The organism is Nibrella viscosa (assembly GCF_039541875.1).
Lineage (GTDB): Bacteria > Bacteroidota > Bacteroidia > Cytophagales > Spirosomataceae > Nibrella > Nibrella viscosa.
Map to the genome: position 1 here is coordinate 33,530 of NZ_BAABHB010000014.1, position 15,942 is coordinate 49,471.

At 51.0% G+C, this 15,942-nt stretch carries 14 protein-coding genes; 6 read left to right on the forward strand and 8 right to left on the reverse strand.

Annotated features, from left to right (window positions below):
* Nucleotides 1–66 precede the first annotated feature (66 nt).
* A complete protein-coding gene (locus tag ABD931_RS24105) occupies nucleotides 67–459 on the reverse strand; it encodes a hypothetical protein (RefSeq protein ID WP_345270582.1) in 393 nt (130 codons plus the stop codon).
* A gap of 272 nt (nucleotides 460–731) precedes the next feature.
* Here ABD931_RS24105 and ABD931_RS24110 point away from each other — a divergent pair, with 272 nt between their 5' ends.
* Entirely contained in the window at nucleotides 732–1,430 is a 699-nt protein-coding gene (locus ABD931_RS24110) for a LuxR family transcriptional regulator (RefSeq protein WP_345270583.1), read from the forward strand.
* Here ABD931_RS24110 and ABD931_RS24115 read toward each other — a convergent pair.
* On the reverse strand, nucleotides 1,411–2,418 hold the full coding sequence (locus ABD931_RS24115) for a LytTR family DNA-binding domain-containing protein (protein WP_345270584.1): 1,008 nt from the start codon (nucleotides 2,416–2,418) through the stop codon (nucleotides 1,411–1,413). The two genes, ABD931_RS24110 and ABD931_RS24115, sit on opposite strands and share 20 nt — an antisense overlap.
* Nucleotides 2,419–2,633: 215 nt before the next feature.
* Between ABD931_RS24115 and ABD931_RS24120 the strand changes: the two genes are divergently transcribed.
* Complete coding sequence (locus tag ABD931_RS24120; protein WP_345270585.1) at nucleotides 2,634–2,828, forward strand: hypothetical protein; 195 nt, start codon at nucleotides 2,634–2,636, stop codon at nucleotides 2,826–2,828.
* A 29-nt stretch (nucleotides 2,829–2,857) separates the two neighbouring features.
* On the forward strand, nucleotides 2,858–3,973 hold the full coding sequence (locus ABD931_RS24125) for a hypothetical protein (RefSeq protein ID WP_345270586.1): 1,116 nt from the start codon (nucleotides 2,858–2,860) through the stop codon (nucleotides 3,971–3,973).
* An 81-nt stretch (nucleotides 3,974–4,054) separates the two neighbouring features.
* Here ABD931_RS24125 and ABD931_RS24130 read toward each other — a convergent pair whose 3' ends face one another.
* The 3 genes from ABD931_RS24130 to ABD931_RS24140 form a co-directional block, all read right to left on the reverse strand.
* Nucleotides 4,055–5,617, reverse strand: a complete 1,563-nt coding sequence (locus ABD931_RS24130) for an Rne/Rng family ribonuclease (RefSeq protein WP_345270587.1) — start codon at nucleotides 5,615–5,617, stop codon at nucleotides 4,055–4,057.
* Nucleotides 5,618–5,963: 346 nt separating this feature from the next.
* Entirely contained in the window at nucleotides 5,964–6,833 is an 870-nt protein-coding gene (locus tag ABD931_RS24135) for a tetratricopeptide repeat protein (RefSeq protein ID WP_345270588.1), read from the reverse strand.
* A gap of 77 nt (nucleotides 6,834–6,910) precedes the next feature.
* Complete coding sequence (locus ABD931_RS24140) at nucleotides 6,911–7,213, reverse strand: HU family DNA-binding protein (RefSeq protein ID WP_345244793.1); 303 nt, start codon at nucleotides 7,211–7,213, stop codon at nucleotides 6,911–6,913.
* A gap of 140 nt (nucleotides 7,214–7,353) precedes the next feature.
* Here ABD931_RS24140 and mutY point away from each other — a divergent pair, with 140 nt between their 5' ends.
* From mutY to gldE, 3 genes are all read left to right on the forward strand, one after another.
* Nucleotides 7,354–8,442: an A/G-specific adenine glycosylase gene (gene mutY / locus ABD931_RS24145; RefSeq protein WP_345270589.1), complete on the forward strand. Its 1,089-nt coding sequence runs from the start codon at nucleotides 7,354–7,356 to the stop codon at nucleotides 8,440–8,442.
* A gap of 73 nt (nucleotides 8,443–8,515) precedes the next feature.
* On the forward strand, nucleotides 8,516–9,076 hold the full coding sequence (locus ABD931_RS24150) for a single-stranded DNA-binding protein (RefSeq protein WP_345270590.1): 561 nt from the start codon (nucleotides 8,516–8,518) through the stop codon (nucleotides 9,074–9,076).
* A gap of 36 nt (nucleotides 9,077–9,112) precedes the next feature.
* A complete protein-coding gene (gene gldE, locus ABD931_RS24155; protein ID WP_345270591.1) occupies nucleotides 9,113–10,474 on the forward strand; it encodes a gliding motility-associated protein GldE in 1,362 nt (453 codons plus the stop codon).
* Here gldE and ABD931_RS24160 read toward each other — a convergent pair.
* From ABD931_RS24160 to ABD931_RS24170, 3 genes are all read right to left on the reverse strand, one after another.
* Entirely contained in the window at nucleotides 10,461–12,386 is a 1,926-nt protein-coding gene (locus ABD931_RS24160) for a T9SS type A sorting domain-containing protein (protein ID WP_345270592.1), read from the reverse strand. The genes gldE and ABD931_RS24160 overlap by 14 nt on opposite strands.
* Before the next feature lie 233 nt (nucleotides 12,387–12,619).
* Nucleotides 12,620–13,729, reverse strand: coding sequence for an LBF_2804 family protein (locus ABD931_RS24165; RefSeq protein ID WP_345270593.1), 1,110 nt, complete (start codon nucleotides 13,727–13,729; stop codon nucleotides 12,620–12,622).
* A 93-nt stretch (nucleotides 13,730–13,822) separates the two neighbouring features.
* Nucleotides 13,823–15,916: a BatA domain-containing protein gene (locus ABD931_RS24170; RefSeq protein WP_345270594.1), complete on the reverse strand. Its 2,094-nt coding sequence runs from the start codon at nucleotides 15,914–15,916 to the stop codon at nucleotides 13,823–13,825.
* Nucleotides 15,917–15,942 lie beyond the last annotated feature (26 nt).

Below are 15,942 nucleotides of genomic sequence, written 5' to 3' on the forward strand. Positions count from 1 at the left end.
AAAGCCTGTCCCGGCTTAACGGTTTTCCGGAGCCGGGACAGGAGATCTATAGCAAGGAGGAGATAACTACGCCTGGGCACCTGTAAGCTTATCCAGCTCACTGGCAATATTTCGGTTCAGATCTTCCAGCAGCCGGGTATGAACAACAAGCCTGCCTGGTTTCGACACCTCAGCCTGCCGGGTAGGTTTAGCGGTATTCATATCACCCATCAGCGTCGATAACACATCTTTCATCTGTTTCCGCAGCTGTAGTAACTGCTGCACGTTATCGTTGCTTTTGGTTTGCTGAGCCGCTCTTTTTTTTCCAGGTCGAATCCTGCCGCCAGACTGCGCACGGTTGAGTACCTGATCAATTAGGAAGTACCACTGATAAAATTCCTCGGTAGCTTTCACCCAATCCAGCACAACAGTTTGGGATTCCGGGACTGGCATGTGGTACATAAAAGATGACGTTTCCATAGTATAGTTTCAGTATAGCCCGATACGTTTCTGAGTTGGCGAAACCGCAGGTATCGCCTGTATTTCGGATTGAAACTACAGGAAAGACATCACTTTAGTCAACTCCTGCTGAATGAAATCACCATCAGGCCCGACGAAATGACTAAAATAGCATTAACCATACTCTTCTTTTTTAGTCATTTCGTCGGCTCAGATGGTGATTTCAGCCAACCCAAATTGACAGCCGCTGCGTTTCAGCGTAGATTCAGGATGTATTCTTACCAGGAAACTTTATGGAACAAATGACAGACAGCCTAAACGGCGAAAAGAAATATTTTCTTCGCCGACGGGAGTTTTCAATCTTAGTAGCTCAGTCGGAGCAATTCACGTGTGAGGTGCTTAGCCAACTTTTGAAAGAGCAGGGGTACAATGTAGTGGGTAGGGCTGTAGAGATGAATGACACGCTCCAGCAAATCCGGGTGAAGCGGCCTCAATGCGTTATTTTGGATGCCGAGATCTCAGGCCGGCAGGGATTTGATATTGTCAGACAGTCGCAGACGGATGACCAGCGTACAAAGTTTATTTTGTATACGAGTCGTCCGGATTTGCACCTGATAGCGAATGCCATGCAAACGGGTTTTTTTGGGTTTCTTTACGCCAGCGATGGCCTGGAAGAGCTTTACCAGTGTTTTCAGACGGTCAGCAATGGGGGGTGTTACTACAGCACCGGATTTATGTCGCTTTTGAAAAACTATGGGGTTGAAGTCTTGAAAGAAGATACCCGGCAGCAACTTAGCCGACTGTCTGATCGGGAGCGCGAAGTACTCCGGCTGATCAGCCAGGGCTTGCCTGGTGATGAAATAGCCCGGATGCTGCATATCAGCTACCGGACCTTATCAAATCACAAAACGAATATTGCCAAAAAGTTGAATGTAGGCAGTTGCCGCCAGCTAACCCGGTATGGAATAACGATTAAAAACTACTTGTTGTGAGTATTGGTGTTTCAGGTAGCGATACCGTTGGGCTGGATAATGGGGGAGAGACCGGCTGGTATTTACCGGCCAGCCAGTCTCTGAACTCTTGTAGCCGTGCTCTTGGCAGGATAACCTCGCCGTCGTAGCGAATATTCAGACGAACAATGTATTTGCCTTTTTCCCAGTGAGCATAACTCTGAACAACCTGACGATTCAAAATAATACCCCGGTTGATCCGGAAAAACTGAGCCGGATCCAGTTCGGTTTCCAGTTCGTTCAGCGTTTTGCTGAGCATATACCGGCCTTTCGGGTGCAGGACGTAGTAATTACGATCTTCGATGGTGAAGCATAAGCATTCGTCTACGGGCAGAATCATATCGCCCTGCGCATTTCGGCTTTTTACCGTCTCCAGGTATTCTGGGATGGGTGTAGCAATAGCAGCACCAGCACTGCTGGTTGGGTCGAGCGGCCGGGTGGCTTCTGTGCTCTCTGCCGCCGACGGGCGCTGGTTAAAATAATCGTAGACCAGGGAGCCGTTCACGGCCAGATACCCGATAATCACGACCGGCGTCAGGTAAAGGATATACATCCGGACGTTGAATGTACCGAGGAGATAATGGTGCAGGTACCGGTCAAAAGAATAATACGGAAACGCTTCTGTCAGGAATCGAACGCTTTGGGTAAACGGATTAAAAACAAAAAAAGCTAACAGCAGAACCGGTAATAGACGTAACTGATAATGGGTAATGGAGGACCAGTTTAAGGGCAGGGAATTAATCCTGAAGGCCGTGTGATAGGCATTGATCAGGGTGATCAGGATATATAACGTACAAATCTCAGGCAAAAAAAGACCCCGGAGCAGCAGACTTACGTAAGTAAGGCCACCACCCAGCTCTTCGATCTGAACCATTTTGCCCCGATAAGCAACCGCCCAGGTCAGTCCTTCAAACAACAAGGCAACGGCTACCAAAATGCCGATACTATTGAAGGGGTTTCGTAAATACAATCGGTTAAGCTGAACCTCTTTCATGCTCCTCTGCACTCTCGAAGCTAAGTTAATAGTAATTATTGACTAATTCACTACCTCTTTTGATACTTTTTCTCCATTGAGTTCACCTACCTGACGTAACTACTTTTGTACTGTTCGATCGCGATAAATAAAGCGCTTTAAAATACCCGCGACAATCATCGATTTTTAACTATAACCTACAGAACAGTACCATGAAAAAGCAATTTTCTATCAAGCCCGTTCAGTCGTTTGTTAACGAGAAGAATCAGTTGCCGTCAGCAAAACAGGAAATCTACTCAATTTTAGACCTGGCAGGCGCTGCCGGTGGTGGCAAAGATCAGGGATGCTGCCCCTGGCTCATTACCTTCCTCGGTGCGAATGTACAACAGACCCCGGTTCTGTCCTAAGTCCGTAAGCGTTTAAACAAAGTATTATTATGCAGACGACACTTCGTCAGTACCAGCGAGAACTCAGTCGTTGCCGGCAACGTTTCGAATCCATTAATCTACAGAAGGAACAGGGATACCTGGTTAAGTTTACAACCTTCTCGGCAAATATGGAAAACATCATGCCCGGCATTCCTCGTGAACAGCACGAGCGGCTGTTTCGCGAACTTCTTCTTCAGCAGGTGTTTACTACCTTCGATCAGGAGTTCCTAAGCGCCGGAGAATTAGTGCAGCTACGCGGAGGTTACCGGCAGGCTATGCGCCCCGGCCGGCCGCACATCTACTGCACATACCACCTCGGCTCTTATCGCCTGCTTACCAGCCTGCTCTACCGGAAAGGTATAGACTGTGTCTTACTGGTCGGTAGCCAGGCCCATCACCAGCAGGGCGGTAGTATGCAGGCGCATATTGATGCGCTCCGCCAGCAACGTGGTCTGACTAATTCGTTTCGCATAGTAGAAGCCGGCAATCCGGCCGCCGTCATGACGATTCTCCGTGAACTCAGAGCCGGTAAATCGCTTATCGTTTACGTAGACGGAAGTCCCGAAACCGCACCCACCGAAAATGAAGCGGACAAGTACATGCTGGTCCATTTCGGTAACCGAAAATTATTGACCCGCAAGGGCGTAGGCTTTATCTCACACGCTGCCGGCGTACCGATTGTCCCCGTAATCAGTTACCGGCAAGCTAACCTTTCTAATGTGCTGCACTGTCTGGATCCTATCCGCCCAGACAGCTCGATTGACCGGGAGACGTATTCCCGGCAGACGATGCAACAACTGTATGACTCATTCTGGGCTTATCTGAACCAGTACCCGGGGCAATGGGAGGGTTGGAACTACATCCATTCCTTTCTGGAACCGGTGAAAGATAAGCCGGCTAAGCTGAATGCATTACCTATCCGACCTGCGTTTAACCAGGAGCGTTATTCTTTGTGTGATCTGGAAGATGCTCCGGTATTGTTTGACCGACGCTTTTATGAAACGTACGAAATCTCTACTGATCTGCGTGACCTGCTGCTTGATTTAGACAGTGTTGATTCCATTGAAGATACGCTGGGGGTCGAGTTGTTTACCGAACTGGTAGATCTGGAGATTATCTGCTAAAACATACACCTATCCTGAAACGGAACGGCCCCCCGCCAGATTTGGCAGGAGGCCGTTCTCTTTTTTCCGGTAAGCCCGTCGTCAACTGACCGCAGCCAGTTCGATCTCTTCGCCGAATCGGTTGTGAAACTTAAAATCGACAACGCCCAGCGAACTATCCTGTATGAGGGTTACCCAGGTTTTGTATTTCCAGAACCACTGCATCTGACGCGACCACGGTCCCTTGGTGAAGTAGGCGTGCAGGAAGGGGTGAAGCATCACTTGTACACCGCGCTCGTTTTGCTTGGTCAGGATATATTCCAGGTTGTTCTCGATTATATCCGTAACCAGTACACTAGCCTGAATGGTACCGGTTCCGCCACAGGTCGGGCAGGTTTCGCGGGTAACAATGTTTAGTTCCGGGCGTACCCGCTGCCGGGTGATCTGCATCAGACCGAATTTGGTCAGCGGTAGAATGGTGAACTTGGAGCGGTCGGCTTTCATCTCCTCCCGCATCAGGTCGAAAATCATTTTCTTGTTCTCGGCCTTCTTCATGTCAATGAAGTCGATCACAATGATACCGCCCATATCGCGCAGCCGAAGCTGGCGGGCAATTTCTTTGGCAGCTTCCCGATTGACACTAACGGCCGTAGCCTCCTGATCTTCTTCGGAATTTGATTTGTTACCACTGTTGACGTCGATAACGTGCAGTGCTTCGGTATGCTCAATAATCAGGTAACCACCGGCGGGCAGGCTCACCGACCGTCCGAAGAGGGATTTAATTTGTTTTTCGAGCCCAAAGGCTTCGAAGACTTTCGTCTTCCCGTTGTACAGCTTTACTATGCGCTCTTTTTCTGGTGCAATGGTGTGGATATACGTCTTGATGTCGTCGAACATCTCCCGCGTGTCAACGGTAATGCTGTCGAACGATTCGTTCAGCATATCGCGGAGGATAGACGATGCCCGGTTCATTTCACCGATTATGCGGTCGCGGGGTTTAGCGTCGCGTAACGCTTTGATCCCGTTCTCCCATTTTTCAATCGATGCCTGCAAATCACGGTCGAGTTCTTCCACGTCTTTTCCCTGGGCCACCGTCCGGACGATAACGCCGAAATTCTGGGGTTTAATGGACGACATGAGCCGCATCAGGCGGCTGCGCTCGGCTTTATCCGTAATTTTCTTTGACAGGTTAACCGTATTGGCAAACGGCACCAGCACCAGATAGCGACCTGCGATCGAAATGTCGCAGGAAAGTCGCGGCCCTTTAGTCGAAATGGGTTCTTTTACCACCTGCACCAGAATGGGTGCATTTTTGGTCAGGACCTTATCTATTTTACCTAACTTATCAATCTCCGGCTCCAGTTTAAAATTGTTGAGCCGGCCGGTATTGACGCGCTTGGCGATGACATCTTTCGTAAACTTGTTCAGGGAGTTGATGTTCGGTCCCAGATCAAGATAATGCAGAAAGGCGTCCTTTTCATAACCAATATCGACAAAAGCCGCATTCAGGCCTGTAACCAGCTTTTTTACTGTACCCAGGTATATGTCCCCAACCGTAAAATTGCTGTCTGACTCTTCCAGGTGATATTCCAGCAACCTCTTGTCCTGCAAGAGGGCGATGCGGTCACCTTTCTGAGTTGAACTGATCACTAATTCATTACTCACAAGATGAATGCGCGGTTAGATGGCGGAATGCATGAATGCAAAACAGAGGTGCCGTACCTACGGCACAAGGGCTAAAAAAAAGAGAAGCCGCGTCATTCCACGAGGCTTCAGGAAGAGTAGGCAATAAACAGTTGGCAGTGAGCAGAAAAAGATCTGTTGACTGCATACTGAGAACGGCTTACTGCCTACTGCCCACTATTTTTTCTTGTGCCGGTTCTTTCTCAGCCGCTTCTTACGCTTGTGCGTAGCAATCTTGTGACGTTTTCTTTTTTTACCGCAAGGCATAGTGGTAAAATAGTTTACTTATGTTATACAATGTCGGCTGACTACCTGCCAGCCCAAAATTTTACTTGAGCCGCTCCTCGTATTCCCGAATGGCGGCCAGAATCTGCGGGTCTTTCTCCTGCGTTTTCGCCTGAGCCAGCACTTTCCGGGCTTCATCTTTCTGACCGGCCTCGGCCAGGCTGATGCCCAGATAAAACTGCGCTTTTCGATTGCCCGGACTGGTTACCAGAATTTGGCGGAACCGATCAATAGCGCGGGTGTACTGCCCCGACCGCATAGACAACAGGCCCAGGTTGAACAAGGCCAGTTCATTAGTTGGGTCTTGCTGTAACACCTCCCGCAACAGCATAATTCCCTGCATCGGCGTTTGCGTACTCACGTACGTCATGGCCATATTGGCTTTGGCCGCCAACAGGTTCGGGTTTTTGTCGAGGGCTTTCTGGTAAGCTACTCTGGTTTTTTCGCCCAGATTCGCAGCTTTCTGCTCATCAACGGCAAATCCGTAGGCTTCAAAATACTGATCGCCGGCCCGCAGCCAGTTTTGCTCGGTTGGCTCCAGTCTGGCAATTTCCGCTGCATAATGAGCGGCACTATCGTAGCGGCTCACCGAGCGGAAGAACGTGATCAACTCGTTGGCTGCGGCCGGTTTGCCGGCCACGGTAGCCGAAGCATACTGGCGCTGTAGCGTTCCCAGCCGGCGCTCTTGCTCCGCCGTGAGCGGCTTTTGGTGGAGATCAGCGTTTTGGGTATCACCTACATGACCACCCGCACTGGTTGAATCGCCGGTTACCAGGCCCGAACCAGACGTTTGGGCAGAAGAGCGGCCCCCCAACTGCTTGTTTTCGTTCTGTACAACAACCTTAGGCAGGCTATACAAGCCGGCCGTCAGCGCAGTAGCCAGAACTAAAACAACAATTATGGATTTTTTCATGATGTAACTCTTCTCAGCAAACGTCTGGACCGGCTTGGCCTGGTCTCACCGGGCAGGCTATGAAAACGCGGCCTGACTTACTCGACAGAAGCTTTGGTATTCTCGCTGGTTTTTACCTGCTCTACAAAAACTTTGGCCGGCTTAAAACTCGGAATAAAATGCTCGTCGATTACCATGGCCGTATTTTTAGAAATATTACGGGCTACTTTCCGTGCCCGGCGCTTGTTGATAAAGCTGCCGAACCCCCGCACATATATCGGCTCATGGCTTGCCAACGACTGTTTGACCACGGAGAAGAATGTCTCCAGGGTTTGCGTTACATCAGCCTTGTCGATCCCTGTCTTCTCGGCAATTTCTGCGATTACGTCTGCTTTCGTCACGACTTTACTAAACTTTAACGTTTATTTTGTTGTTGAATTTTCAGGTGCCCAAAATGGGATACAAAGGTAGACCTTTCCCCTAAAAATTAAAAACCTGGCACCGGTATTTTCTCCTCAACGACCTATTTTCTGATTTTATTTTGAACTGGCAATCAGACGCCAACAAAACTATTACGGCTTTTGCCCCCACACTTGACCGGTGGTACCAGCATCATAAACGCGACTTACCCTGGCGACATACTCGTGATCCGTACCGCATCTGGCTTTCCGAAATCATTCTGCAACAGACCCGCGTTGCTCAGGGGCGGCCTTACTACGAACGATTTATCGAAGCCTTTCCAACAGTGGCTGATATGGCCCGGGCCGATGAGCGCGACCTGCTGCGGCTCTGGCAGGGACTAGGCTATTACTCACGGGCCAGAAACCTGCACAAGACGGCTAAATATGTTACTCAGGAATTGGGGGGGCAGTTCCCTGAAACCTATGCTAGTCTTCTGGCTCTCAAAGGGATTGGTACCTATACGGCTGCTGCCATAGCCTCCTTTGCGTTTGGTGAGCGTGTGCCGGTGGTAGATGGCAATGTGTACCGTGTGTTGGCCCGCGTGTTTGGAGTTGTCGACGATATTACCACCACACGAGCTAAAAAGCTATTTGCTGACCTGGCAACGCGGCTAATTGCATTTGCCCGGGATCCGGCCGATTATAACCAGGCTATTATGGAGTTCGGCGCGATACAGTGTACGCCGGGCGCTCCCGACTGTCTGCTGTGCCCGTTACAGCAGCAATGCCGGGCCTTTCTGACAGGGCAGCAACATAAGCTACCGGTGAAAGCGAAAAAGGTTCCAGTGAAGCAACGATTTTTTAATTACCTGGTATTCAGAAATAACGGCCAACTGGCCATGCGTGAACGAACGGCTAAGGACATCTGGCAGCAACTGTACGATTTTTACCTGATTGAAACCGACGAGCCGACCGAAGCGTTGCGTGACCTGGCGCTACCGGTTGCGTCTGAACCAGTAGTGCAGACAGAAGCAGTCGACCGGTTTCCGGAGGCCGGGCAGCAACTGCTTTCGCACCAGCGGATAGAAGCTAAGTTTTGGATGATCGACGTGCCGGATGCGCTAAAAAATGCGCTTCCCGAGGGCTTGCAGTGGTATACACCGGACGAAATCGGGCGGCTTCCTAAGCCGGTGTTAATCACCTCATATCTTCGCCAAAAGTTTGGTTAAATCGGTTTTTTTGAGTAACTTTAACTTCTTAGAACCCGCTTGTAATTTTCATCTGTTTAACTATTTTTGATTTATGGCTGGTGTAAACAAAGTAATTCTGGTAGGCAATTTGGGCAGCGATCCTGAAGTTCGGTATCTGGATGGGGGATCGGTGGTAGCGCGGTTCAATATCGCTACGTCGGAGTCGTACACAAATCGCAACGGTGAGCGGGTAGAGCAAACCGAGTGGCATAGAATTGAATTATGGGATAATCTGGCTAAAGTTGCTGAACAATATCTGCGAAAAGGAAATCAGGTATATATTGAAGGGAAGCTAAAGACGGAGACCTGGCAGGATAAAGACGGTGCGCAGCGTTCAGGTGTTCGGGTGCGGGCAACCAGTATGCAACTGATCGGTGGCCGGCCCAATAGCGGTGACGTACAGGATAGCGGTGAGACTTATACGGAGCAGGCTCCAGTGGCTGCACCCGCACCGGCGCGTCAGCAGGCTGCGGCTCCCCGCCAGCCGGCTGCTCCGGCAGCAACCGCAGCGGCAACGGCTCAGAACCGTCCGGCTGCTGCTTCGGCAACCCGTCGCACTCAATCCGAGCCGACTGCTTTTGAAGGCGGTGGCGATGATGATTTACCATTCTAAAGCCACCGGCTTATTGTTGAACCAGACCCCACTTGCATGGACCCTGGCGATCCGTTGACGCAACAGGTGCTCCCAGCCGCTATTGGCTGGGGCACCTATTTCACTTTATATGGGCCTTATGTGGCCATTCTTCTGCTGCTTCTGCTGCTGGCTAGTCTGGCCTCGGTTGCCGAAGCGGCTTTCTTCTCCTTAACGTCCGAAGACCGGGCTCTCTGCCGGGACAGCAGCCGCCCCGCCGATCATCGCATTACGGCCCTGCTTGAGCGTCCTAAACGCCTGCTGGCATCCCTCGTTGTCCTGAATAACCTGCTGAACATCGCTATTGTGATTATTGTCTCGTACCTGACCTGGGAATTCTGGCAGGTATCCCGGGCATCGGCCTGGATGCTGACAAGTATTACGCTGGCGACAACGCTGGCGATTGTACTTTTTGGGGAAATTGTTCCTAAAGTATATGCCAGCCAGAATCACCTGCAAATGGCCCGCCGAACGGCTCCGCTGGCGCAGGCAGCCTCTCTGATCTTTACTCCCCTGTCGGTGCTACTGGTGAGCCTGAGTAATCAGGTGGATAAGCGTATTCAGCGCCGGGGATATAAGCTTTCTATGGAAGAACTGAACCAGGCAGTAGAGCTGACCAGTAGTGAAGCGACCGCCGAAGAGCGCGAGATCCTGAAAGGGATTGTTAACTTCAGTAATCTGACGGCCCGTCAGGTGATGCGGGCCAGAATGGATATTACTGCCTTTGCTGATGACCTGACCTTTTCGGAACTAATTGAGCTAATTAATGCCTCCGGCTATTCGCGGGTACCGGTCTATAAGGAATCCATTGACCAAATCGAGGGAATTTTATATATTAAAGACTTGCTGCCGCACCTGCACCGAGAGGATGACTATCAGTGGCAGACGCTGCTAAGACCTGTATTTTTTATCCCGGAAACTAAAAAAATTGACGATTTACTACAGGACTTCCAGAAACGGCGGGTACATATGGCCATTGTGGTCGATGAATACGGCGGTACGCGGGGCCTTATCACGTTAGAAGACATTATCGAGGAAATTTTCGGCGACATCAATGATGAATTTGACGAGGAAACGCCCGAAAACTACCGGCGACTGGATGAGCGGACGGTAGTTATTGAAGGCAAAGTGCCCTTGTCTGATGTGTGCCGAATCATGGATGTTGATTCAGCTATATTTGAAGACGTACGTGGAGACAGTGAATCGCTGGGCGGTTTGCTGCTGGAGCTATTTAACCGCCTGCCGACCTCCGGGGAAGAAATTACGTACGAAAGCTTTACCTTCCACGTTCTTAGCGCCGATGATAAGCGCATCAACGAAGTCAGAATTACCCAGAACAGCCTGACGCCAACGCTGAATAACCGATCTAACGCTGAATGATAAGTCTCCGGGTGGTATGGTGATTATCGTTCTGAATCTGCATCACATATGCACCACTCGTAAGGGTAGCAGGCAGGGGTAGCGAAATCAGCCGGTTCGCTACGGCCAGCACCGGCTGCTGCCAGCGAAGCCGGCCATTTATATCAAGTATAGTGAGCTGCCAGTTCCCGCTCTCTGGGACTCGTAAGGTCAGGTTGTGGCCATCTGTCGGGTTAGGAAAGATAAACGGCTCATCAATATCGCCGATCGGACTCGCCAGGAGAATGCCACTGTAATAAGCCTTTCCGTTGGGCAGCTCATGCCTGATCCGGTAGCGGTTGGCACCGGGCAACGGCCGATTATCAAAAACCGAATACAGGTGGTGCAGACTTCCGTCGGTGCGGGCAGGCACGGTAGCCAGTGTCTGAAACTGCCCGAGACTATCCTGGCGTTCTATAACAAAGCGGCTGCCGGCTGGCTCCTGAGCCGTTAGCCAGTGGACGGCATTCATGTAGCCGGCCGTCTCGGTCTGGGCATCAAGTAAGGTTCTGGCTGATTCACCCGGGGCTGTTACCTCAAAAGAAGCCGAAGGAACACCAGAGAGTACGGGTTTTAACGAAGCTACCCGCAGCCGGTATTTACCAGCAGACAGGTCACGGGGAATGCGGACCCGGACAGGACTGGCCGGTCCTCTGCCCAGTTCCATCATAAACTGCCCCTGGTTATCGAGCAACTCGATACTATACTCGGTATTGATATTATCAAATCCTAGCCGGCTAAACGGCACAGGCAGCTCTGTGCCCACAGGAATTTGAGCAGGAAGCAGCCCTGTTCGCAGAAACCATAACGGCTGGCTAACCGGTGCTTTTCTAAAGAAATCATCCGTCAGCGACTGATTCCAGGAGGCCGCGCAGAGAGAGAGGCCCTGCAGACCATTTCTTACGTTTTCAAAATGGCCATGCGAAGGACGGGGTACCTGAATTTTATCAGTATCCGGTCCCGGCCATACATTATAGCCGGGTGTTTGACTTAACCGGTTCTGGGCATTAATAATAGAGGGAACAGGTGTTGATGTATAATGACTTACAGAGCTCAGCGCAACTACCCAGGCAAGATTATCGGAAAAATCCCGACGGGAGCCATTAATAAGGTCCTGAATCATGCGGTAGTAATTATCCTCGGTAGTTGCCAGGGGGATCGCGTCTGATTCTCCATGATGCCATAATACTGCCCGGATACCGAACTGGCGGTGAAAATACTGTAACGTATTACGCAAATTAGCATAGGGCTGATTGAGTGGCCAGTATTTTCTAATCCAGATATTTTCGGCCGGAATTCCTTTTGCTGATGCACTCCAGTTTTCGGCAATGGTGCCGGGCCAGGATGCATTGAAAAAAGCAACCGGGACACCAAAACGGTCGGCAATCAGGTCGCCCAGCTCGCCCCAGCACCACGAAGAATACCCAGCCGGATACACATTACTATTGTCACTAAGGGTAGAAAAGGCCGGCACCGGAAAGGGCGTATTGGGCGCGAGCAGCATGCCATCGTCCCGGAAGTAGGTGTTGATGGCATTGTGGGTGACAACTCGTTCTGAACTGCTTTTGGAGCCGTAATCAAGAATACCGGTTGCGTTGGATTGCCCGGAAATGAGGAAAACTTCACCAATGCCTACCCGCTCTACCTGCGCCAGACTCACCATTCGTCCGTCGCGTATGCCTCGTACATCCAGGGTATACCACCCGCCTTCGGCCTGAATGGTACCTTGAAAAATGCCGTTCTGCGGATCAGACTGGAGCGGCATCCAATCGGTTTGCCGACCATGATTCTTCAGCGCTGGCGTAAGCCGGACCTCAATACAATCAACAGGTATAGAGTAGGTACCGGCAATATGCAACGGGGCCTTATTGTTGCTATTGCGCTGAACAACCATTCGCGGGAATGGATACGTAACCTCTAATTGCGCCAGCGCAGAAAGCGAACTTTGGAGAAGGCAACAAGTCCAGAGTAAAAACTTTATGCACAGTTTCATTATTGTTTGTTGATCCAAATGATTATACAAAATAAAGAAACAAATCGGGTAATGCAGGTGTCCATACAATCAGTTTCTTACAGGTACAGCCCGCTAAACGCAGCAGGTAGACAAGTGGAGGGGCAATTGATGATTTATATCCATAAGCCCCGGCCCTGACAGAATTGCTTTCCCATGGCTTTTATTTCTGTCATCTGGTAGGTTAGCCAGCCATTGACTTTTAGCTGACGCAGCCGGCGTTTTTCAAGCCGGGATAAGCGACCATCAATCAAAGCACCGAACACAATGAGCCGTTCGAGACCCTGCCGAACTTCGTCGGGTACCTGAGCCATTTGCTCCAGAAGCCGGCCTTTGGGGTGAATCACATCCAGGCCAAACCGATCCATCAGCTCTTCGGTCAATAACAGATGCGCATAATTATACTGCCGTGCCTGAATCGACAAAAAAGAAAGCGCTTCAGGGATAAGCGCACAAAACTGCGGATTTTGCCCCCACTCTTCATGAATTTCATCTACAAAGCCCCGAATTGTAAGCGGAGCCATAATTCGGATTTTAGCTTCATGAATTACAGCCAGGGAGGCAATCACATTCCAGAAGGCAAACATGGGTATGCCAATCAGGGTATTGGTTAAAACCGGTACGGCATACCCTCCCCAAAGCAGCCTCAGCAGAAATTTCAGCAGAAAGGTACTTACCGCTGCCAGGAGTTTGTGAGATAAAAAGAAAACAGTTAAGCCCCACTGCGGCAGGCTGAAATAAGGGTGAAGACCAAAACGAAATAAGCCGAAGTTGTCGGTATCCAGTGCCGCTTCGGTGGTGGCGTATAAATGTCGCTCATAATGCGGATCGTGGGCACGGGGAAACTGGCAGATGGCCATAATAATCCGGATAGCCCGCAGGTTCATATAAATGAGCAGATAAACCTCCAGATAAACCAGCAGAATACCGTATAAAATAGTAATCAGCGGGACTTCGTACTCCTGTTCAAACACGGCGATCAGGGTGCTTTCGAAGAGGGCAGGCCAGAAATATTGTGGCAGGTACAGCAGTAACAGACCGGCGGTACCCACGCCTGTTGCCGATGCTATTGTTTCCCATTTGACACGCCGAATAATACGCTGCTCCCACTCGTTCATCACAAACGGTTCGTCGGCCGGATGGGTTAAATCGAGCGAACGCCGTAAATAACGCAGCGCCAGGTGATTGGTGGGGCCAGAGGCATCGTTTGGCGGAGGTGTCGCCATAATGGTCAGCAGAAGACGGTCAGTGTACTAAGCAGTATAACTGCTCAATGGCTGCTGCTGTTTGCGGACTGCCTCTATTTGTAGCGGTTTGACTTATCCTTTCATAAACCGCGCCAGCAGGATCTCCATCAGCAGGAAGGCAAGGGCAGCAATCAGGAAGTACTGCCAAAGGCTTTTACCGAGGTTCTCTTCTTCCAGCACCTTCACAAAATCACCGTCGTTGATGCTGTCGAACACTTCCACATTGGGTTGGTTGGCGAAGGCCTGACGCAGTTCGGCGGCCGAATAAAAATCCATGGTCGACTCTCGGTTGCCATGATTGATGGCCAGCAGGCGCTCGGTTCGGCCGTTGCCTTCGCTGCCGGCGGCTCCGTCGCGGCTGAGCTGTAGCTCGTAGTAGCCTGATTCAATTTCCTGACCGCTGCTGAGCTGATTGCTTTTTGGCATCTCCAGCAATAACTGGTTATTTACCACCCGTTGCACCGGAATAAATTCCAGCTTGTCTTTCTTAAGGGTATACACCGCCTTCTCCGACGGATTTGTAATGGGAATAGACACCAGATTTTCGTCGAACGAATAGGCCGTTCGCTGCGGCCGTGCACTCAGCGCGGCTATCTTATACATGACCGGCACAAACAGGGCGTGCTGGGCAATGTTGCCGTATTGAGGATCAAGCGGATTGCCCAGCATATACAGATAGCCCTGCCCGGCACGGGACTGGGTCAGAAAGGGATTGCCATCGCGCAGCGTCAGCAGGCGGTCGCCGGCATTCCAGCGCCAGACCGGTACGGCGTTGGGCAGGTTGAGCGGTTCGCTCTGGTAGGTCTGCTGAAACACATCGCGGAAGAACGGACTCCGGCGGTCGGGGTCGCTTAGGGGCTGGGCCGTAGGCAACGGCTGAGCCTGCGACTGTACGCCCCCCACGCCGAGGGCATTTAAAAATGGCCCGTAGGTATTTACGTCGGGGTTACCAGGTGGAATCACAGCCAGACTGCCGCCCTGCCTGACAAACCGCTCCAGTTCGGTACGCAGCGTTCCGTTGATCTGCGAAACACCTTCCAGCACCACCAGGTCGGTTTCTTTCAACTGCCCAACGTCGAAATTGCGGGCACTGTAGCTCCGGCGAACAAACAGGCTGTCATTGGAAAAAACGGCATCTACATAATCGGTATTACTTTTCTGCTCGTGCAGGTGCAACACCCGGATGGAGGGGGAAGCTTCGATAACAAAGAAGTACTGATTATCAAACGTGATGGGATAATCTTCAAAGACAATGCGGCCCCGGTGGTATCCTTTGGCCGTTACGTTGAAGTTGAGCGTGGCAATACCGGCACCTTTAGGGTCCAGATTAACCGTAGCGGTTGAGGTCTGAATATCATCGAGGTACAGCCGGATGGGCAGATTACGCACGGCGTCACGGCCGCTGTTACTAAGTTTCACGTTCAGGCTGTTGTTCTGCATCTCCCGGATAAAGGGGGTACTCAGCCATACCGAGTCGACGTATACATTACGGGTAGGCTTAGCGTCGAGCGGAACCAGAAACAGCCGGTCGGTGGTGTCAATTTGCAGGCGGCTGAGGTCACCGGCGGTACTTTTCTGAAAGTCGGAGAACCAAAAAAGCTGATTGCGCCCTCCAGGATTGGCCGTAGCCAGCAGATTTTTCTGTCGCCGATAAATGGCCTCCAATGTGCGGGGCGTATGGGCAAACCGGACAGACGTTACCCGGTCACGAATGGCATCGGCAGTAGCCAGTGTCTGTTCATCGGCCGAGAAGTCGTTGGTGAGCAGTTGCAGCGAGGAGGCATTCCGGAACAGGGTCATCAGTTCGTCCAGCTTACCAATCGCCATATCCAGGTAACGCTTCTCGTTCTGCTCATTCTGCATACTGTACGAGTTGTCGAGGTAGAGGCTGGTGGCGCCCTGCCGTGTCAGGCCCAGTTTATTTTTGCTCGGGATAAACGGCTGTGCAAAGGCCAATACCAGACAGGTGATAAACAGCACGCGGGCCGCCAGCAGCAGCCAGTGCTTGAGCCGCCGGAACGACTTGGTTTCGGTCTGTACGGTTTTCAGCAGGGCGACATTAGTAAAGTACACCCGGCGGGTGCGCCGAAAATTAAATAAGTGAATGGCAATGGGTACCGACACGGCCAGTAAGCCCAGCAGGAACGAAGGATATAGAAAACTCATGAAAACGCTTGCTCAGTAAGTGATTA

Coding starts and splice junctions, on each gene's coding strand:
- ABD931_RS24135 (WP_345270588.1), bottom strand. CDS start 6,833: ATGAAAAAATCCATAATTGTTGTTTTAGTTCTGGCTACTGCGCTGACG.
- ABD931_RS24110 (WP_345270583.1), top strand. CDS start 732: ATGGAACAAATGACAGACAGCCTAAACGGCGAAAAGAAATATTTTCTT.
- ABD931_RS24165 (WP_345270593.1), bottom strand. CDS start 13,729: ATGGCGACACCTCCGCCAAACGATGCCTCTGGCCCCACCAATCACCTG.
- gldE (WP_345270591.1), top strand. CDS start 9,113: ATGGACCCTGGCGATCCGTTGACGCAACAGGTGCTCCCAGCCGCTATT.
- ABD931_RS24105 (WP_345270582.1), bottom strand. CDS start 459: ATGGAAACGTCATCTTTTATGTACCACATGCCAGTCCCGGAATCCCAA.
- ABD931_RS24125 (WP_345270586.1), top strand. CDS start 2,858: ATGCAGACGACACTTCGTCAGTACCAGCGAGAACTCAGTCGTTGCCGG.
- ABD931_RS24170 (WP_345270594.1), bottom strand. CDS start 15,916: ATGAGTTTTCTATATCCTTCGTTCCTGCTGGGCTTACTGGCCGTGTCG.
- ABD931_RS24150 (WP_345270590.1), top strand. CDS start 8,516: ATGGCTGGTGTAAACAAAGTAATTCTGGTAGGCAATTTGGGCAGCGAT.
- ABD931_RS24160 (WP_345270592.1), bottom strand. CDS start 12,386: ATGGTTGTTCAGCGCAATAGCAACAATAAGGCCCCGTTGCATATTGCC.
- ABD931_RS24120 (WP_345270585.1), top strand. CDS start 2,634: ATGAAAAAGCAATTTTCTATCAAGCCCGTTCAGTCGTTTGTTAACGAG.